Annotated in this window: 19 protein-coding genes; 7 read left to right on the forward strand and 12 right to left on the reverse strand. The window is 59.6% G+C overall.

Translation table 11 applies throughout. From position 1 onward, the window contains the following. Positions 1-78 precede the first annotated feature (78 nt). Positions 79-813 carry a DUF899 domain-containing protein gene (locus BK660_RS15210; protein ID WP_123433963.1) on the reverse strand — a complete coding sequence of 245 codons (735 nt, stop codon included), beginning with the start codon at positions 811-813 and terminating at the stop codon, positions 79-81. 178 nt (positions 814-991) lie between these two features. Between BK660_RS15210 and BK660_RS15215 the strand changes: the two genes are divergently transcribed. Then, a complete protein-coding gene (locus tag BK660_RS15215; protein ID WP_123433964.1) occupies positions 992-1,381 on the forward strand; it encodes a transcriptional regulator in 390 nt (129 codons plus the stop codon). 123 nt (positions 1,382-1,504) lie between these two features. Here the strand turns inward: BK660_RS15215 and BK660_RS15220 are convergent, their stop codons facing one another. From BK660_RS15220 to BK660_RS15230, 3 genes are all read right to left on the reverse strand, one after another. Beyond that, positions 1,505-2,374, reverse strand: coding sequence for a DUF6279 family lipoprotein (locus BK660_RS15220; protein WP_123433965.1), 870 nt, complete (start codon positions 2,372-2,374; stop codon positions 1,505-1,507). Positions 2,375-2,439: 65 nt separating this feature from the next. Next, complete coding sequence (locus tag BK660_RS15225; RefSeq protein WP_123433966.1) at positions 2,440-3,156, reverse strand: TorF family putative porin; 717 nt, start codon at positions 3,154-3,156, stop codon at positions 2,440-2,442. A gap of 208 nt (positions 3,157-3,364) precedes the next feature. After that, entirely contained in the window at positions 3,365-3,553 is a 189-nt protein-coding gene (locus BK660_RS15230; RefSeq protein ID WP_017337097.1) for a hypothetical protein, read from the reverse strand. 353 nt (positions 3,554-3,906) lie between these two features. Between BK660_RS15230 and BK660_RS15235 the strand changes: the two genes are divergently transcribed. Beyond that, positions 3,907-4,743, forward strand: coding sequence for a CvfB family protein (locus tag BK660_RS15235; protein ID WP_123433967.1), 837 nt, complete (start codon positions 3,907-3,909; stop codon positions 4,741-4,743). A 97-nt stretch (positions 4,744-4,840) separates the two neighbouring features. Next, on the forward strand, positions 4,841-5,773 hold the full coding sequence (locus tag BK660_RS15240; protein ID WP_123433968.1) for a DMT family transporter: 933 nt from the start codon (positions 4,841-4,843) through the stop codon (positions 5,771-5,773). On the opposite strand, the gene BK660_RS15245 is transcribed toward BK660_RS15240, so the two are convergent. Beyond that, complete coding sequence (locus BK660_RS15245; RefSeq protein WP_123433969.1) at positions 5,718-6,899, reverse strand: MFS transporter; 1,182 nt, start codon at positions 6,897-6,899, stop codon at positions 5,718-5,720. The genes BK660_RS15240 and BK660_RS15245 overlap by 56 nt on opposite strands. A gap of 103 nt (positions 6,900-7,002) precedes the next feature. On the opposite strand from BK660_RS15245, the gene ptrR reads away from it, so the two are divergent. Next, positions 7,003-7,896: a putrescine utilization regulator PtrR gene (gene ptrR / locus BK660_RS15250; RefSeq protein WP_123433970.1), complete on the forward strand. Its 894-nt coding sequence runs from the start codon at positions 7,003-7,005 to the stop codon at positions 7,894-7,896. 139 nt (positions 7,897-8,035) lie between these two features. Continuing rightward, a complete protein-coding gene (locus BK660_RS33025) occupies positions 8,036-8,164 on the forward strand; it encodes a PA1414 family protein (RefSeq protein WP_007914492.1) in 129 nt (42 codons plus the stop codon). A gap of 257 nt (positions 8,165-8,421) precedes the next feature. Here BK660_RS33025 and BK660_RS15255 read toward each other — a convergent pair whose 3' ends face one another. The 4 genes from BK660_RS15255 to speB all read right to left on the reverse strand — a co-directional run bounded on the left by BK660_RS15255 (position 8,422) and on the right by speB (position 12,093). Further along, complete coding sequence (locus BK660_RS15255; protein ID WP_123433971.1) at positions 8,422-8,673, reverse strand: acyl carrier protein; 252 nt, start codon at positions 8,671-8,673, stop codon at positions 8,422-8,424. Positions 8,674-8,728: 55 nt separating this feature from the next. Then, positions 8,729-9,454, reverse strand: a complete 726-nt coding sequence (locus BK660_RS15260) for an MBL fold metallo-hydrolase (protein ID WP_123433972.1) — start codon at positions 9,452-9,454, stop codon at positions 8,729-8,731. A gap of 85 nt (positions 9,455-9,539) precedes the next feature. Next, a complete protein-coding gene (locus BK660_RS15265; protein ID WP_123433973.1) occupies positions 9,540-10,919 on the reverse strand; it encodes a sodium:solute symporter family protein in 1,380 nt (459 codons plus the stop codon). Between the two features lie 223 nt (positions 10,920-11,142). Then, entirely contained in the window at positions 11,143-12,093 is a 951-nt protein-coding gene (speB, locus tag BK660_RS15270; RefSeq protein ID WP_027925808.1) for an agmatinase, read from the reverse strand. Positions 12,094-12,449: 356 nt separating this feature from the next. Between speB and BK660_RS15275 the strand changes: the two genes are divergently transcribed. Both BK660_RS15275 and BK660_RS15280 read left to right on the forward strand, forming a co-directional pair. Then, entirely contained in the window at positions 12,450-13,343 is an 894-nt protein-coding gene (locus BK660_RS15275; protein ID WP_007945995.1) for a LysR family transcriptional regulator, read from the forward strand. A 3-nt stretch (positions 13,344-13,346) separates the two neighbouring features. After that, positions 13,347-13,943: a tRNA-uridine aminocarboxypropyltransferase gene (locus BK660_RS15280; protein WP_123433974.1), complete on the forward strand. Its 597-nt coding sequence runs from the start codon at positions 13,347-13,349 to the stop codon at positions 13,941-13,943. A gap of 139 nt (positions 13,944-14,082) precedes the next feature. Here BK660_RS15280 and BK660_RS15285 read toward each other — a convergent pair whose 3' ends face one another. Genes BK660_RS15285 through BK660_RS15295 form a run of 3 tightly spaced genes read right to left on the reverse strand, consistent with a single transcriptional unit; the run spans position 14,083 to position 18,996 of the window. Further along, entirely contained in the window at positions 14,083-15,450 is a 1,368-nt protein-coding gene (locus BK660_RS15285) for an HlyD family type I secretion periplasmic adaptor subunit (RefSeq protein WP_123433975.1), read from the reverse strand. Between the two features lie 9 nt (positions 15,451-15,459). After that, positions 15,460-17,619: a type I secretion system permease/ATPase gene (locus tag BK660_RS15290; protein ID WP_123433976.1), complete on the reverse strand. Its 2,160-nt coding sequence runs from the start codon at positions 17,617-17,619 to the stop codon at positions 15,460-15,462. A gap of 18 nt (positions 17,620-17,637) precedes the next feature. Beyond that, on the reverse strand, positions 17,638-18,996 hold the full coding sequence (locus tag BK660_RS15295; RefSeq protein ID WP_123434613.1) for a TolC family outer membrane protein: 1,359 nt from the start codon (positions 18,994-18,996) through the stop codon (positions 17,638-17,640). Positions 18,997-19,414 lie beyond the last annotated feature (418 nt).

Below are 19,414 nucleotides of genomic sequence, written 5' to 3' on the forward strand. Positions count from 1 at the left end.
CCACAGGGGATTGGTGGCGTACGCAAATCCAATGTGGGAGCTGGCTTGCCTGCGATGGCCGCGCCTCGGCCTAAGAGGTTAGCCCCCATGGCAGCAGCTGGCTGCGGCCTTTTCTTCATAGCGGTCGTGATGCCGCACCCATTCCATGATCTCTTCTTCGTTGCGGCCCTTGGGCGTTAGGTCGAGGTAATTGTAGGCCCCAACCAGCATGTCCAGCCCTCGCGCATAAGTGGAATAGGTATGGAAAATATCACCCGCTTCATTGCGATAAAACACGCTCAAGCCGGGAAGTTCTTCTTCGGCGCCGTCGGTTTTTTCGTAGTTGTAGGTGGCTTTGCCAGCGGCGACCTCTTCGGCCCGTGCGGTGACGCCAAAGTCATAGTTGAAATCGCAGCCTTCTGACGACACCCAATCGAATTTCCAGCCCATGCGCCGTTTGAAGGCCTGGAATTCGGCGAACGGTGCGTGGGAAACCGCCACGACGGCGATGTCATGGTGCGCCAGATGCTGGTTGGCGCCGTCGATGTGGTCAGACAGGAACGAGCAGCCAGGGCAGCCTTCGTCCCATCCGGCGGCGAACATGAAGTGGTAGATCACCAGTTGGCTGCGGCCGCCAAACAGGTCGGCCAGTTTCAGTTCGCCGTGGGGGCCTTGGAAGTGGTAGTCCTTGTCGATTTTCACCCAGGGCAGGGCGCGGCGTTCGGCGCTGAGTTTGTCCCGCTCCTTGGTGAAGGCTTTTTCGTGGGCCAGGTGTTGTTTGCGCGCGGCGAGCCATTCTTCGCGGGACACGACGGGATGATTCTGAATGTTCATTGGCTTTTCTCCTGCGGGGGGCGGGGAGGTGACTTACACAGCCTAGTCGTTTGACCTGTGCCGGATTCGACATACCGCCGGTCGGTGCTCTTCAACGCCTCGGCTGAACGGCTGCGTGCGGTGCCGGTCACAACTTAAGAAGGCCATCACAATCACGCGGTCTGGAGGTTGAATCAGGATGACGACTTATAACTGGGATTTGATTGAACGCTTGCTGCACGAAGTGCAAAAGGGTGAGACCAGTTTCACGCCACGGCCCTATGCCGAGCAGTACGTGGCGGAGAAAACGGCGGAAGGCGAGCAGACGGAAAACCTCGATCACCTGAAAGCGGTGGCGGGTGAGTACGAAAAACTGCTGCTGGAGCGTGGCTACATCGAACCGCGGCCTGAGGATCAGGGAGGTAGCGGCTCGAACTACATTCTGACGCCGCGCGGCTCCAGTTTGTTGAGCCTGATCGACAGCAGCATTCCGGGTAATGACCATCCGCGGCAGGTGCTGGATGAGCAGGAAGATGCGCTGGATGAAATGACGTTTGATGAAGTGGCGTCTAAAGCGCAGATTGCCTGAAGTACACCACAAACCAATGTGGGAGTGAGCCTGCTCGCGATTGCGGTGTATCAGTTACCAATAATGTGACTGGTGTACCGCAATCGCGAGCAGGCTCACTCCCACAGGGGATTTGTGTTGGGTTCAGGATTGTTTGGCGGCCTTTAGGCATTTGAGGTCGTTGAAGTCTTTTCTCACGCCCTCGATTTTCTTCAATAACCGCTGACGCTGTGCCGGCGTGCTCTCGGCCATCAGATCCACGATCAACCCACGCGCCTGAGCCTCGGTATTGGCGTAGGCCTGACGATACGCCGGCGTCCACAAACTCTCGCGATTGACCAGAAGCGTCTCGATTCTCTGTGGGAATTCTGGACTTTGGCGCTGGGCAACCGCTGCGCTGAACTGCGTCTGCCAATGCGCGCGGTTGGCGATCCATTGGGTGTTCTGGTCTCCCAAGGCTTTCGACCAACTAAGCACCCGTTGTTGCTGGGTAGTGCTCAGCGGGCCGAGCCAGTCATCCAGACGTTTCTCCATGCGTTCAGCGCGTTGCTTGATCTGCTGATCGAGGGACGGTTTGAGGTATTCCTCCTGCCGTTTGCGCAGGTCCTTGGCGAAGGCGTCGTTCATTTCCGCGACTTGTTTGTCATCCAGTCCTTTTAGCAATTCGATGGCCGACGGGGTGATTTCCCGGGCGGTCTGGGCGATCGCGGCTTTGGCTTCCTGAGTGCGGGTTTGCAGTGCGGCGTCGGTGACCTGATTGGTTTCGACCATGGTTTGCAAGCGATCCAGCCAATCCAGATAACCCGGCAGTTGCGTGGTGCAGTGCCAGCTCAGGTGCTCTTTGAGGCGCTCGTTGAACCAGCCTTTTTGCTCGCCGTTCATGTCCAGGTAGTCGCTGAGCGTCCATGGAATGATCACGTCGAGGTTGCGGTAGGCCAGGCCCACGCGGCTGCATGCGCCGAGGACGAGGCTCAAAATGATCAAAGCGGCAAAGCGAATCAGCCAGCGCGACATGGGCGAATCCTTGCGAAAGCGTAGGTACTCATGTGAACGCAGGATGAGCCCGGCAGTTCAGCCGTTCAATAAAACGCGTGTTCAGCCTTGAGGGTGACCAGCCCGTCGCATTGGCCGTTGTGTCCGGAATAGGCTGAGCAGTTGCTGCCGCTCAAGTTGGAATCACTGTAGATCAGGTCCAGGTCGATGCCCATGAACGGCCGGGAAAGTTGCACCGACCAATCGGTAAAGCTGCCGACATATCCACCGTCGACCGATACCGGGGTGTAGAGCTGGTGGGTGGTGTACTTCATGCTGATCCCGATGCCGAACGGCTGATTGCCACCCAGGTCGGCGAACACTGTTTTGTTCAGTTTGTCCGGGTCGTTGCTGAACGCAGCACCAAAACGGCTGCCAAGCAGGGTCAGGCCGCCGAAGAGTTCCTGGCTGTCGAGGGTGTCCACTTTTGGATAGCTGTAGTGGATCATGCCGACTTCGTAGCCGAGGGTTTGATCGAAGGGTTGTTTAAATCCCGCGTAGGAATCGACTTCAAGGTTCTTGCCTGGACTCAACCCCATGCTGGGTGCCCATTGGCCGACGTAGAAGCCGCTGTCGTGGGTCAGGTCGAGGCCACCATGGAATGAACCGGTACTGGACGGCTTGACCAGTCCCTGGGCCATGCTGCGGCTGGGCGTGGTACCGAGCTTGAGGTCGAAGTCGCCCAATTCACGCTGGAAGATTTGCGCGTTGACGAGCGGACTGGCGAGCACTGTAAAGAGCAACAGGAGAAAGGGTTTGAGCATGCGTCACTCCATTGACAGCGAGGAGCAGGGATCGAAAACCTACTGAAACGCTTGTTCTAGACGTGTGCAAGGATACCGGCGAATGCGCGGCATTGAGGGCCGTTCGTCGATTTTTGAAATTTTGATGGGTTTGGCGGGGTGTTGCGGAAGGGTTCCAGTCCAAGCGCTTCGAAGCTCAAAGCGCTTTGGGACCAGTTAAAGCAGGGTGTTACTTTTTGCCGAGCGTGATCTGCTTGGACGGGCCGAACGTCTGGCCGCTGACGCCTTTGGCAATTTGCTGGATTTCACCACCGGACTTGAGGAACGCAGCGATCTGGTTGTTGATCGATTCGCTGGTTTCAACGGCTGGAGCTGGCTTTGCTTTGCTGTTGGATGCTTTTACACGCATGGCGGCCATTAACCTGTAGAAAATTAACTTGGCCAGGCATCGTACAGGAAATACTTGACAATTGCTTGGCTAATATCCCCTCAAAATACACAGCGCAGGGCCGGTATTTATCTCGGTGCATTATCAGAAATAGGTCGCTAACACGCTGTTTTAACTAAGAACATTGATAAAAATGGTCCGTGTCCGGGTGGGCTGGCAGGCGGAAAAACCGCCTCTTCGGGCTGACGAGTGGTGAAGCCGTGCGGGTCAACCCCTCAGGAAAATCAGGAATTGCGCAGTATTTTCGCCCGCCACCGGGCCGGCCGCCGAACGCCGCCCGCAAAACCGGGTAGAATGCCGCCCACGTAATGAGGGTATTTGAAATGGCTTTAGTCGGGCGTTACAACAGTTTGCAAGTGGTTAAACACACTAACTTCGGTTTATATCTGGACGGTGGGGCGGACGGCGAAATCCTCTTGCCTAATCGTTATATCCCCAAAGATATTCCCAGCGAAGATGAAGACTGGCTCAACGTTTTTGTTTATCTGGACAGCGACGACAAACTCATCGCAACTACCGAAAAGCCGAAAGTTCAGGTCGGTGAATTCGCCAGTTTGAAAGTCGTTGAAGTCAACAGCATCGGCGTGTTCCTGGATTGGGGTCTGCCGAAGGACCTGCTGCTGCCGTACTCCGAAGAAAAACGCCAGATGACCGCCGGTGAATATGTGGTGGTGCATGTCTACCTCGACAAGCACACCCGTCGCATCACCGCGACCGCGCGTCTGGATCGCTACCTGGACAAGTCCCCGGCCAGCTACACACCGGGCCAGGAGGTTGATTTGCTGGTGGCCGAAGCGACCGACATGGGCTTCAAGGCAATCATCAACAACAAGCACTGGGGCCTGATCCACAAGAACGAAATCTTCAAGTTCATGCGGGCCGGCAAAGAAGAGAAGGGCTTTATCAAGGAAGTCCGTGCCGACGGCAAGATCAGCCTGAGCCTGCAACCGGTGGGTGAAGAAGCCGCGACCAGTCTCAATTCGAAGATCCTCGCCAAGTTGCGTGAAAACAACGGCAGCCTGCCGGTCAGCGACAAGAGCGACCCGACGGTGATCACCAGCATGTTTGGCGTCAGCAAGGGCAACTTCAAGAAGGCTATTGGTGCGCTGTACAAGAATGGCCAGATCGTGATTCATGCGGATCGCATTGAACTAAGCTGAGCCTGCACCAACAGTAATGAAAAGCCCCGGCCCCGTGCCGGGCTTTGTTTTTTGACTACCGGGTTTCTGCCATGGATTGTGTTATCGAGGTATCACGGTGAGCGCCAGCCGGCGCAGCGCCGACGGGTTTGCCCTGCAGGTGATGATCGGGTTGTGCCTGATCTGGGGCGTGCAGCAGGTGATGATCAAGTGGGCGGCGCCGGACATCGCGCCGGTCATGCAGGCGGCGGGGCGGTCGGGCATGTCCGCAGTGCTCGTCGGTTTACTGATCTGCTGGAAGGGTGGCTGGGATCAGGTCGGCGCAACCTGGCGCGGCGGTTTACTGGCCGGTGCGCTGTTTGGCCTGGAATTCTTCTTCATCTCTGAAGGCCTGCAACTGACGACGGCCGCGCACATGTCGGTGTTCCTCTATACCGCGCCGATTTTCACCGCGTTGGGTGTGCATTGGTTGCTGCCGAGTGAGCGTTTGAGGCCGGTGCAGTGGCTGGGGATTTTCCTCGCCTTTGTTGGGATCGCCATCGCGTTTGCCGGTGGTGTGTCGTGGGACAACCTCGATCACCGCATGTTGATGGGCGATGCGCTGGGCGTGCTGGCCGGCGCCGCGTGGGGTGCAACCACGGTGGTGGTGCGCGCCTCACGGCTGTCGGAAGCGCCGGTGACGCTGACCTTGTTCTATCAATTGATCGTTGGTTTTGTCGGCCTGATGCTGATCGCGATCCTCAGCGGCCAGGTCACGCACGTCAGCCTGACCACCGTGGCGGTGGCCAGCGTACTGTTCCAGGGATTGGTGGTGTCGTTCTTCAGTTACCTGACGTGGTTCTGGTTGTTGCGGCGTTATCTGGCGGCGAACCTGGCTGTGTTCTCGTTCATGACGCCGCTGTTCGGCGTCACGTTTGGCGTGGTGCTGTTGGGCGAGGAGTTGAGCCTCAACTTCGTCATCGGCGCCGTGCTGGTCTTGCTCGGCATCACCTTTGTCAGCGCTGAGCAGTGGGTGCGCCGTCGTTTGCGCAAAGCCCTCGGGCAGTACTGACCGGGCGCAGCAACAGCCCGCCGGCAATGAGCAAACCGCTGCCGGCAACCACCAGAGCGGGCTGCAAACCACCACTGAAATGGCTGCTCAGGGCGGCCAGCAACGGCCCGGCGAGTTGACCCACGGCGAAGCACGCGGTCAGCATCCCGGCGTTGCGCTGGGTGGCGTGGGGCGCCAGTTCGCGGGAGCGTTGCATCACCAGTTGCATGCAGGCCAGGAACGGCGTGCCGCAGAGCAGCACGCCCAACGCCAGACCCGTTCCGCTGCCCAACAGGCACGCGAAGACCCCGACGGCTTGCAGCCACAACGTGATCATCAGCCAATGGCGTGTGCCATTCGGAGATTGTCGGCGCAGGCTCACCAGCACCACCCCGATAGCCGACGCCAGGCCGAAGCACGGCCAGAACAGGTCGGCCTGCCATTGCCCTTGAAACTGCGCATTGGCCATTTGTGAGAGGAACGTGGCGGGGATGATGTAACCCAGACCGTACAAGCCATAGATCACGCCCAGTCGAGCGATGCCCTGATTGTTCGATGTGGAGGCGACGGGCGCAGCAGCCACCGTCGCCGAGGGCCGTGGCAGGAACGGCAGAATCCCCAGCAGCATCACCAGCGCTACGCCGGCATACACCAGCCACAGCGTCGCGGAGGTTTGCCCCAGCAGGTTCGAACCCAAGGCCAATAAACCCGTGAGAAAAATCCCCAGGCCCGGCCCGGCAAAGACCAGGGCGCCCAACCGTGGACGACCGGCCGCGACCGCCAATGGCTGACTCAGCGCGGTGATCATCACCAACACCCAGGCGCTGGCCACGCCGGTGCCAAAACGCAGCAGCAGATGCGACCAGAACCCGTTGGCCCAGAATGACACCAGGGTCAGCAGCACACACAGCCACAACCCTCCCAGCAAGCGCTGACGGACTTGCGCCGGTTTGCGCGAGAACATCGCATCCAGCGCGCCGACGAAGTAGCCCAGGTAATTGGCGGCGGCAATCAGGCCCGCGGCGGTCAGGTCGATCTGACCTTCGCTGAGCAGGTGCGGCATTTGTGGGGTGAGGGCGAAGCGCCCGATGCCCATGGCCATCATCAGGGCGATAAAACTGGCGGTTAAGCGAATCAGCGGCGACATAGTCTGAGTTCCGGCAAAGGATCAATGACCGTCAGGCTAGGACTGATTGACTTTCTTTTAAAATGAATAATAGTGAGTAACTTGTTCTGATTTGGAGAATAACGTGGAGTTCAGCCAGTTACGGATCTTCCAGGCCGTGGCGCAGGAGGGGTCGATCACCCGTGCCGCCGAGCGATTGCATCGGGTGCCGTCCAACCTGTCGACGCGTCTTAAACAACTCGAGGAGCAACTCGGCGTAGAGCTTTTCGTCCGCGAGCGTCAGCGTTTGCAGTTGTCGCCTGCAGGAAAAGTCCTGCTGGACTACACCGCCAAGCTGTTCGCCCTGCATGACGAAGCCAGTGCGGCAGTGCAGGGCGGGCAACCGGCCGGGGACTTCGTGCTCGGCACCATGTACAGCACGGCGGCGATTCATCTGCCGGGGTTACTGGCGGGTTATCACCGCAAATACCCGGCGGTAAACCTGCAAGTGCAATCCGGGCCGAGCGGTGAATTGCTTGAAGGCCTGCTCACCGGCCGACTGGATGCGGCGTTGGTGGACGGGCCGCTGGAGCTGGCGGGGCTGGATGGCGTGCCCTTGTGCGACGAACGGCTGGTGCTGATCACGGAGGCCGATCACCCGTCGGTGCGCAGCGCGCTGGATGTGGAGGGGCGTTCGGTGTTTACCTTTCGTCAGGGCTGTTCCTACCGCATGCGCCTGGAGGCCTGGTTCGCCCACGACCATGCTGCGATGGGCCGGGCAATGGAGATCGAATCCTATCCTGGGATGCTTGCGTGTGTAATTGCCGGCTCGGGCGTGGCGTTGATGTCGGAGTCGATGCTCGCCAGCCTGCCGGGCCGCGAGAGTGTCTTAGCGCACCCGTTGGCCGAGCCGTTCGCCCGGGCGACGACGTGGCTGATGTGGCGCAAGGGCATGGTCGGGGCCAATTTGAATGCCTGGATCGAGCAGCAGCAGACGGTCTATCCGTGGGCACCGGTTGAGGCCCAGGCGATTGCTTGAACGAACGGTCAGGTATTTTGTTCAATTCAGTAACAGATCATTGCGACTTTAGATGAGCATTGCGTAGGACTTCGGACTATTATCAGTGCGAAGCGGCCTCAGAATTCCGGCCGCTCGGCACTACCCTGAAGGGGGCACCATGAAAGAGAAAATCCAAAACTGGCTGCACGACTTGGGTGTTGCACTCGGTTTGATCGAACCGCCTCTGCAACCTGTGCCAATTCGTACGGACGACGAACAGCGCCGACGCCAGCAGCGCCGCCGGTAAAAGCCGGTTAGGGCCTGTCGCGAACCGGCTTAACGGTCTTGTTCTGGCAAGGAGGCTTGTCTGTGGCGAGGGGGCTTGCCCCCGTTCGAGTGCGCAGCACTCGTAAATCCGCCTAATGCGGGGTTCCAGATAAAACACGCCCCAAGATGGTGAATGGACTGGGGCTGCTTCGCAGCCCAACGGGGCGATGCGGCGTTCCGACAAGCCCCCTCGCCACAAAGGCACCTACAACAAGTAGGGGTGTTTGAAAATCCATCTCAATGCCGCCCGATCTCCAGCAAAAACCGACTCAAATCATTCGCCGTCCTGGCGGTCTTGAGCATCCGGTCTTCTTCCGCCGTAAACGCCGTCAACCCCAGCTCATCTTCCAGATGGAAGATCAGGTCTTCGATGTCCGCTTTATCCAATCCCAACTCCACCAGGCTGGCGTCGTCGCTGAAGTCATTCCGACCCTCCAGCAAGCGGCTGATGAACTGATGCACGGCGAGGCGAACGGCAGCTCTTTTCATGGTTGCTCTTGGAGGGCGTTATTGTTGTTGTCCCTGCGCTTGAGTACAGCAGGCTTCAGCCATGTGAGCGCTGCCACTCGTCAATCATCGTGCGCAAATGCTCACCGGAAAAACTGCCGAAATGCCCGCCATGCACCATACGGATCGGCAAGGCACGCAAGCGTTGCAAGCTGCAGGCGTAGTCGTCGAGATTGGAATGGTAAGCGTCTTCGATCAGCGGTCCGTCATAGATGATGTCGCCGCTGAACAGCGTCTGCGTCGCGGCTTCATACAGGCTGATGCCACCCGGTGAATGACCCGGTGTATGCAGCACTTGCAGCACGCGGTCACCCAAATCCAGCACATCACCTTCTTCAATCAGGCCGGTGGCCGGCGCAGCCTTGACCCGGTATTCGGCGTAGCACAACGGGCAGTCGGGGTGAGCCTCGAACATGTCGTCGCCGACGAAGGCTTTGCTCAAATCGTTGTCGCCGTCCGGTGCGGCGAGGATATCGGCCTCAGCCGGGTGCACCAGCCGTTCAGCAAACTCGTGATGCCCGGCAATGTGGTCGAAATGGCAATGACTCGCCACCGCCATCAGCGGCCGTTCAGTGATCCACGGCAATTGCTCGCGCAGGCTGACCAGTCCCGAACCGCTGTCCAATAGCAGGTCCTTGTCGCGGCCCTGAACGTGCCAGAGGTTGCAGCGGTAGAAAGGCCGAATGTACGGCTCGTGAATCAGGCGAATGCCGTCGCTAAGCTGTTTGACTTCGAACCACTGATCGCGGCTGACGATCTTCATAAGCAGTTTCCTTCAGGCGAAAAAAAACGGGTGTGGCAACCGACGCCACACCCGTCGAAGAAAGCATCAAGTCGTTATATTCAGCTTAGGCGGCGCTGGCCACCATTGCCGGGCGACGGGACATCAGGCTGACCAGCACGAAGCTCACCAGACCCACACCCAGGCTGTAGTAGATCGGGGTGTTGGCTTCCAGGCCATCCTTGAACATGAACACCAGTGCCGTGGCGAAGCCCATGCCCATACTGGCGATAGCGCCAGCGGTGGTTGCGCGTTTCCAGAAAATCGCACCGATCAGCGGGATCAGCATGCCGCCCACCAGCAGGTTGTAGGCCAGGGTCAGTGCGCTGATCACGTCATGTACGACCAGAGCGATGCCGAGTACCACGATGCCGGTCAACAGGGTGAACAGGCGGTTCATGCCCAGGCTCGACTGTTTACCGCCACGCAGTTTCGGCAGCAGGTCTTCGGTCAAGGTGGTGGCAGCGGCGAGCAGGCCGGCGCTGGCGGTGGACATCATGGCGGCCAGGGCAGCAGCGATCACCAGGCCACGAATACCGTCCGGCAGGGACAGTTTGACGATGGCGGCGAAGGCGTTGTTGACGTTGTCCAGGTCCGGGATCAGCACGTGAGCGGCCATGCCGATCAGGGCGCAAGCCAGCCCGTAAAGAATGCAGTAGAAGCCTGCGAAGGTACCGGCGACCTGAGCCACCTTGGCGCTCTTGACGGTGAATACACGCTGCCAGATGTCCTGGCCGATCAGGATCCCGAAGAAATAGATCATGAAGTAGGTGATGATGGTGTCCCAGCCAATAGTGGTGAAGCTGAAGGCAGTGGCCGGCAGTTTCAACACCAATTCATCCCAGCCGCCAACGCGGTACAGGCAGATTGGCAACAGGATGAACATCAAGCCCACGGTCTTGATCACAAACTGGACGATGTCGGTCAGCGTCAGGGACCACATGCCGCCGATCGCCGAGTAGATCACCACCACACCACCGCCGACCAATACCGAGACCCAGAACGGCAGGTCGAACAGCACTTGCAGCACGGTGCCGATGGCGAGGATCGAAACCACGCCGATCATCAGCGCATATGCCAGCATGATCACCGCACTCGCGGAGCGCGCCATCGGGTTGTAGCGTTTTTCCAGGACCTGGGTAACGGTGTAGATCTTCAGTTTCAGCAGCGGTTTGGCGAGGAACAGGTTCAGCGCCACGATCCCGCAACCGAGGGCCGCGCAGAGCCAGAAGCCGGAGATGCCATGGACGTAGCCCAGGCGCACGGTGCCGACGGTGGACGCGCCGCCCAGAACGGTGGCAGCCATGGTGCCCATGTACATGCTCGGGCCGAGGTTGCGACCGGCGACCAAAAAGTCTTCGTTGGTCTTGGCCTTGCGCATGCCGTAATAGCCGAGCATCAGCATCGCGGCGGCGTAGATGAGTACGACGAATAAATCCAAAGCCATGATGGCGTGTCTCCGATTGTCTTTTTTATAGTGAAACAAAGGTGATTCTGTTCTCTGTGGGCGCAAGCCTGCCCGCGAAAACGGTTTTTCGGTCACATCACTGTTGGATGTGCCGCCGTCATCGCGAGCAGGCTCGTTTCCACAAGGGAACAGTTGTCAGGTTGACTGACGCAGTTCAGGATTTTCCGTGCTGCTGGTGATCACGTACGTTCGTGCCCAATCCTCAGCGGTGGACGACGCCAGGCAGTACGCAGAGCATTTCGTACAGCAGGTTGGCGGCCAGCAGCGAGGTGTTGCCGGTGGTGTCATAAGCGGGCGAGACTTCTACCAGATCGCAACCGACCAGGTCGAGGCCTTGGCAGCCGCGAACGATTTCAATCGCCTGAATGGTCGTCAGACCACCGATTTCCGGGGTGCCGGTGCCAGGTGCCCAGGCCGGGTCGATGCCGTCGATGTCGAAACTCAGGTACACCGGACCGCCGCCGACTTTCTCGCGAACTTCGGCCATCAACGGGGCCAGGGATTTGTGCCAGCACTCTTCGGCCTGAACCACACGGAAGCCCTGATTGCGGCTCCAGTTGAAGTCGTCAGCGGTGTAGCCCTGAGCGCGCAGGCCGATTTGCACCACGCGGTCGCAATCGAGGAGACCTTCTTCGACAGCGCGACGGAAGGTGGTGCCGTGGGCGATTTTCTCGCCGAACATGTGATCGTTCACGTCAGCGTGAGCGTCGATGTGCACCAGGCCGATCTTGCCGTGCTTTTTATGGATGGCACGCAGGATAGGCAGGGTGATGGTGTGGTCGCCGCCCAGGGTCAGGGGTATCACATCGTGTTCGAGGATCTTGTGGTAGGACTCTTCGATGATCCGTACCGCGTCCAGCAGGTTGAACGTGTTGATCGCGATGTCGCCGATGTCGGCCACCGACAGCGAATCGAACGGCGCAGCGCCGGTTGCCATGTTGTACGGGCGGATCATGACCGATTCAGCGCGGATTTCGCGAGGCCCGAAGCGGGTGCCGGGGCGCAGCGAGGTACCGATGTCCAGTGGCACGCCAACGAAGGCAGCGTCCAGGCCGGCTGCGGTATCGAGGTGGGGGAGTCGCATCATGGTGGCGATGCCGCCGAAGCGCGGCATTTCATTGCCGCCCAGTGGTTGGTGAAGAATCTTGTCCACGGGTAGGGCCTCATCGTCGTTGTTTTATTTATGTCGGTTGCACAGGTCAGGACAGACACAGGCACCGTTGGAGGCTGATTCTGCAAAATGTAGTGGCCGGGAAGAATCGCTACGGGCAAATACTTAGTTCAGATTTTTCTAAACTAATGGCTGCGGCGACGATAGACTCGTGATCGTTCACGAACCCCTGTGGCGAGGGAGCTTGCTCCCGCTGGGATGCGAAGCGGCCCCAAAGCCATTCACATCGTTGAATCAGACGGACCGCTTCAGCAGGATTACGACTGCTGCGCAGCCGAACGGGAGCAAGCTCCCTCGCCACAAAAGCAACATGCATTATCTTGCGATCGGAGTGCCCCATGGCCAACGCTTTACCCGACCTGAAACTATTGCGCATCTTCGTCAGCGTGGTCCGCCATCAGGGGTTCGCCAACGCCCAGCAAGAGCTCAACCTCTCGACCTCGGCCATCAGCACCTACATGAGCCAGCTCGAAGCGGCCCTCGGCCTGGTGCTGTGCCATCGCGGTCGCGGTGGGTTCAGCCTGACCAGCAAGGGTGAACTGTTCCATCAGGAAACCCTGCGTCTGTTGGGCGAGCTCGAAGGCTTCGAGCAATACGCCGCCGCACTCAAGGGCGAACTGCGCGGCACCTTGAACCTCGGCGTGATCGACTCCACCGTCAGCGACAAGGCCTTGCCCTTTGCCGAAGCCATCGGCGCCTACAGCCAGGAACACCCGGCGGTGCATTTGCACTTGTCGGTAATGAGTCCCTACGAACTGCAACTCGGTGTGCAGGACAATCGCCTCGACCTGGCCATCGGCGCGTTCTCCACACGCATGAGCGGCCTGGTCTACATGCCGCTCTACCGCGAACAGCATTGGCTGTATTGCAGCAGCCGTCATCCGCTGTTCACCGAGCGGCGTATCCCCGAGCAAGTCATCACCCAGCAACGCATGGTCGGCCGAGGCTACTGGAGTCAGGCGGAACTGGCGCGACACGGTTTCAAACACAGCGCGGCCACGGTGGAAAGTATGGAAGCGCAGCTGATTCTGGTGCTGTCCGGTGCCTACATCGGCTACCTGCCGGAGCATTACGCTCAGGCCTGGGCGGACAAGGGTGATTTGCGCGTGTTGTTGCCGGCGACCTTTGGTTATCAGGCGCCGTTTTCAATGATCGTGCGCCGTGGCCGCAGCCGCGAACCGCTGATCCAGACCTTTCGCGATTTGCTCAAAGCACAACTGAATCAGGCTTGATCGATGTCCAGAATCCAGTGTCCCCGTTGCCTGCGCCCGCAAACCCATTGTTTATGCCCGCTGATCCCGAGCCTCGACAGCCGCACCCGAGTGTTGCTGTTGCAGCATCCAAGCGAAGTGAACCATGCGCTGAACACCGCACGTTTGGCCGCGTTGGGCTTGAACAATGCCGAGCTGATTGTCGGCGAGGTGTTCGAAGAGTTGCCGGTGCTGTTGAATCAACCGGGGTATCAGGCGCGGTTGTTGTTTCCGGGCGAGGACGCGCAGCCGATGCCGACCTATACGGCGACAGACGAACCGCTATTGCTGGTGGTTCCGGACGGCACCTGGCGCAAGGCGCGCAAGATGCTGCACCTCAATCCGTTGCTGGCGGCGTTGCCGAGGGTGACATTGGCGGATGGCGGGGTGTCGCGATATCGACTGCGCAAGGCGCCGGGGCCGGGGGCGTTGTCGACGGTGGAGGCGATTGTTCAGGCGCTGCAGACACTGGAAGCGCCGAGCACGTTCGAGCTGTTGTTGAAGCCGTTCGAGGCGTTGATCGAGGGGCAGATTGCGGCGATGGGGGAGGAGACCTTTCAGCGTAATCATGGGCCGAAATAGTTGTTGTGATTGAGTGCCTCTTCGCGAGCAAGCCCGCTCCCACATTCGATCGGGTTCCTTCAGAAGAAATGCGATCAAATGTGGGAGCGGGCTTGCTCGCGAAGAGGCACTGACAAACACAGAAAATTCAGACCAGAAACTACCTTTCTCGCATCGCTTCGGTCCGGGCTTTAAGCACCGGTTTGAGCAAGTAATCCAGCACGCTTTTCTCCCCGGTAATAATGTCCACCGTCGCCACCATCCCCGGAATGATCAGCAGCGGTTTCACATCCCCGCCCAAGTGGTTTTTATCTGTCCTTACCTGAATCAGATAGAAACTGTTGCCCTTGTCATCGGTGATGGTGTCGGCGCCGATCAGTTCGAGCTTGGCGCTCAACCCGCCATAAATCGTGTAGTCATAGGCACTGAACTTCACCATCGCCTTCTGCCCCGGATGCAGGAACGCCACGTCCTGTGGCCGCACCTTGGCTTCGATCAGCAGGTTGTCTTCCAGCGGCACGATTTCCACCATGTCACTGCCAGGCTGGACCACGCCGCCGATGGTGTTGACCTTCAAAACTTTGATAATCCCGTGCACCGGCGACACCACGGTCGTGCGGGTCACGCGGTCATCGATGGCGATGCTCGATGCCGTGATTTTCGACAGGTCGGTGCGTTTCTCATTCAGCTCTTTCGCTGCGTCGGACCGGAAGGATTGTTCTGACTCGTCAATCTTGCTTTTGATCTCGTTGATCGCCGATTCCGCCCGGGGAATCGCCAGTGTCGTTGCGTTCAGCGAGCCGCGGATCTCCACTGCGCTGCGTTTGAGCCGGAGAATTTCCACTGGTGAAACGGCGCCGGTGCCCACCAGTGGCGTGGACATGTTCATCTCTTGTTGCAGCAATGCCAGGCTGGAGCTGAATTGCCCCTGTTTGGAGCGGAACTCTGCCAGTTCCTGGGTTTTTTGCCGAAGTTGTTCGCTCAGCGTGCGCTGCTCACTGGCGAGCCGGCGCTGGCGTTGGTCGTACAGCGAACGTTCGTCCTCGGCCACTTGCGGAGCCTTGGCGATCACTTCTTCTGACAGCTTGAAGGGGCGACCTTCCGCTTCCGCCGACAGGCGTTCAACCTGCGCGGTCAGTGCATAGCGATCCGCTTCGCTCTCACCCTTGTTCGACAGAAAGCGCGTGTCATCCAGGCGCAGCAAGGTATCGCCCTTGTTCACCATTTGCCCTTCGCGCACGAAGATCTCGGTGACGATGCCGCCTTCAAGGTTCTGGATCACCTGGACCTTGCTCGACGGAATCGCCTTGCCTTCGCCCATGGTGACTTCCTGGAGCACCGCAAACTTGGCCCAGACCACGGCGCTGATAATCAGTCCGGCGGCCAGCCACACGGTAATGCGCGACCAGCGCGGGGAATCCTGCAACGAGGCGCCGGCCGTTTCCGGCATGAACTCGCTCTCAGCGGTTTTGCCGAAGCTGCCGAAGTAGCCGCGGTCCTTGGAGGTGTCGGACGATGAACGGGCCATGGGTCGCTCCTAGACAGCCGCAGAGCCGACGCGGCCCTTGCGCAGTGCATCGATGACCGCTTCTTTGGGACCGTCGGCGACGATCCGTCCGCTATCCAGCACCACCAGTCGATCCACCAGGCTGAGCATCGAGGTGCGGTGGGTGACCAGGAGCAGGGTTTTGCCCTGGACCCAGGTGTGGAGTTTTTGCCGCAGAATGTCTTCGCTGCTGTTGTCCATCGCGCTGGTCGGTTCGTCGAGCAGCATGATCGGCGGGTCGAGTAACAAGGCCCGCGCCAGCAACACGGCCTGACGTTGCCCGCCCGACAGCAATTGCCCGCGTTCGCCGACCGGGCGATCAAACCCTTGCGGATGCTGGCGGGCGAGTTCAGTGACGCCGGTCAACTCGGCCACTTCGAGCATCCGTGAATCGCTGATGTAGCGGGCGCCGAGGGTCAGGTTGTCGCGCAGGCTGCCGGCCAGTAGTGGCAGGTCGTGGGCGACGTAGCCGATCTGTTGGCGCAGGTCGGCGACGTCCAGTTGCCGCAGGTCCAGGCCGTCGAGCAGCAACTGGCCTTCCTCCGGCGCGTAGAACCCCATCACCAGTCGCGCCAAGGTACTTTTGCCCGAACCGCTGCGACCGATGATGCCGATGCGTTCGCCCGGCTTCATGCTGAAACTGACGTTGGACAGCGCTGGCGCGTTCTGGCCGTTGTAGTGGAAGGTCACGCCGCTGACTTCGAGGGCGCCTTGCAGTTGTGTGCGCTCCAGCGGCCGCTGTTTCGCGTCGCGTTCCTGCGGCAGGCCCATCAGCGCATCGGTGCTTTTCATGGTCAGCTGCGCTTGCTGGTAGCGGGTGATCAAACCGGCAATCTGCCCCAGCGGCGCGAGCACGCGGCTACCGAGCATGTAGGTCGCCACCAGCGCCCCGACGCTGAGGTTGCCGGCAATGATGCTGTAGACCCCGGCGACAATGGTCGCCATGCCGGAGAACTGCTGGATGAACAGCGTGCCATTGGTGGCCAGCGCCGAGAGGTTACGCGCATGGCTGTCGAGGCGGGTGAGGGCGCCGTGGGTGCTTTCCCATTTGTGCTGGCGCTCGCTTTCGGCGCTGCAGGCCTTGAGGGTTTCCAGGCCGCCGAGGGTTTCGATCAGCAAAGCCTGGCGTTCGGCACCCAGGCTCAGGCTTTTTTGCACGGTGTCGCGCAGGCGCACCTGAATCACCATCGCGAAGATGATCGTGATCGGAAACGCCAGCAGCGGAATCACCACCAGCCAGCCGCCGAGCAAACCGATCACCACCAGCATCAACACGGCGAAGGGCAGGTCGATCAGGCTGGTGAGGGTGACCGCAGTCAGAAACTCGCGCAGGCCCTGGAAGTCATGAATGCTCTGGGCAAAGCCGCCAATGGTCGCCGGGCGGGCTTTCATCGACATGCCGGTGATGCGCTCGAACAAGGTCGCCGACAGGATCACGTCGGTTTTCTTGCCGGCGGTGTCCAGCAAATGTGCGCGCACGACGCGCAGCACCAGTTCGAAACCGGTGCCGATCAGCAAGCCGATCGACAGCACCCACAAGGTCGAGGTCGCCTGGTTCGGCACCACCCGGTCGTAGGTCTGCATCACGAACAGCGGCACCATCAACCCGAGCAGATTGATCAGGAAACTCGCAAGGATCGCATCGCTGTACAGCCACTTCGACAGTTTCAGCGTGTCGCGAAACCACGCTTCCACCCGGGGCACCAGGGGCGAGCGCAAGTCTTCGAGTTCATGGCGTGGCCGGGCAAACAAAGCCTGGCCACTGTAATTTTCGGCCAGCTCTTCACGGCTGACCCATTGTTCGCCGCCGTCGGCTTCGCTGGGCAGGATCAACACCTGACCGTCTTCGCCGAAGCGTCGCAGGATGGCCGTGCGGCCGTTATTGAGGATCAACATCACCGGCAGGTTGAGGGCGGAAATATCCCCCAGTTCCCGGCGCAGCAGTCGCGCCTGCAAACTGGCCCGGGCCGCTGCGCGGGGCAGCAGGTCCAGGCTCAAGCGTTGTTTGTGCAGGGGAAGCCCGGCACTCAGGCTGGCGCGACTGACCGTCGCGCCGTGGAGTTTGCAGAGGATCAACAGACCGTCCAGAAGCGGGTCATCGAAGCTCAGCCGCGGATCGACACCGGTGTTGCCGGATTCCATGCTGGTCACATTGATCGCTCCAGTGAGCTACTTCAGTTCAGGCAGACGGGCTTCGTTCTTCACTTCGGTGGAGGCGATCGCATCGGCGGGCAACACCACCCGTTGCTTGCTCAACAATTCACCCATGCTCGCCAGCACGCGGTACATCGAGTATTCCTCGGTGTAGCGCACTTCGGTGTAGCGGCGGTTGGCGTTGTAGAGTTCGTTTTCGCTGTCGAGCAAGTCGAGCAACGTGCGTTGACCGAGACCGAACTGGTCCTGATACGCCACGCGCACCCGTTTACTGGTTTCAGCGTATTCGCGCGCGGTCGGGGTTTGCTTCTTCGCATTGACCATGGCGTTCCAGGCCAGGTGAATGTTCTCGTTGAGTTGGCGCAGGGCGTTGTTGCGGATGTCCATGGCCTGGTTGATCTGGTGCGCATCGGACGCCAGGCGTGCCTTGTCGCTGCCACCGCGGAACAGGTTGTAGTTCATCACCACACCCACGCGCCACTCGTTGTCGTGGCCTTCATCGCCTTGCACGTTGTTGTTCGCGCCCACCGCGGCTTCGGCGTCGAAGCGTGGGTAGAACGGCGACTTGGCAACTTCGTACTGGCTTTCGGCCGATTGCACGTCGGCCTGGGCGGATTTCAGGTACGGGTTGTTTTCCACCATGCTCTGCTGGGCTTCCTGCAGGGACGTAGGCAGTTCACCGCGGGTCGACGGCGGTGTTTCGAGCTCATCGGGCAGGCGTCCGACAACGGCGGCGAAGTTCGACTCGGCGTCCGCCAGATCGACTTCGGCGGTGTCGAGGTTGTTTTGCGCCAGTGCACGGCGAGCGCCGGATTGATCGGAGTCGGCGTTGCTGCCGACGCCACGCTGGGTGCGCAGGCCGATCTGGTCGTTGACGCGCAAGTGCGCTTGCAGGTTGTTCGTGGCCAGGGTCACCAGTTCGCGGCGCTTGAGCACTTCGAGGTAGACCTCGATGGTGCGCAGGGCCAGGTCCTGGGCGGTGCCTTGAGCGTAATAGGCCCGGGAGTTGACCACGCCTTTGGTGCGCTCGACTTCGTTCGCGGTGTTGAAACCGTCGAACAGCATCTGCCGCAGGCGCAATTCCGACTGGGTGTAGTTGAGGATTTCGGTGTGGTGATTGCCGAATGCCCGGGTGTTGGTGTTATCGCTGTACCCGCGCCCGTAGGCGGCGTTCAGATCAACTGATGGATAAAAGCCCCCCTTGGCCACTTTCACCTGTTCATCCGCGGACAGGCGCGAGTCCACGCGCGAGGCCAGTTCCGGATGGGTTGCGATAGTGTTCTGGATTGCCTCGGTCAACGACATGGCTTGAGCGCCGGAAGTGCAGGCCATGGCCAGCAGAACCGCGCTGCAGAGGGGGGTAAAAACGCGCATGGGGTGCATCTCCCTGAATTCCTGATGGTGCTTATCAGTCGCCAATTATTTGACGGCATTTATAGGTAAAACCGTTTCACCCTTGTAACAACAGAGCTAAGAACATTCTAGAGAATAGCTAAGAAATTTTTCTCATAACCCTTATGCCAAAAAAAACTTATGCCGTCAGCAAAATCCAGCACATTGTTCAATACGAAAGCCTTTGAATTACGAGCTTTAGGGAGCTTTCAAAGGTTTAAGGGAAAGTTCCATCCACTTATCGACATAGGGCGGAGAAGTGCTGGAGGGGAGGGACGCGTAACGGTTCGAGGTGACGGTTTTTTGTCACTTTGATGAGTCGGAATCGTTACGCAGCGCTCACCGGGCAAGTGCGACGCAGTTGGGCCTCCGAAGCCATTGATTGCAGAGGGGTTTATCC

The sequence above is a fragment of the Pseudomonas brassicacearum genome (genome assembly GCF_003732265.1).
GTDB classification, from domain to species: domain Bacteria; phylum Pseudomonadota; class Gammaproteobacteria; order Pseudomonadales; family Pseudomonadaceae; genus Aquipseudomonas; species Aquipseudomonas brassicacearum_D.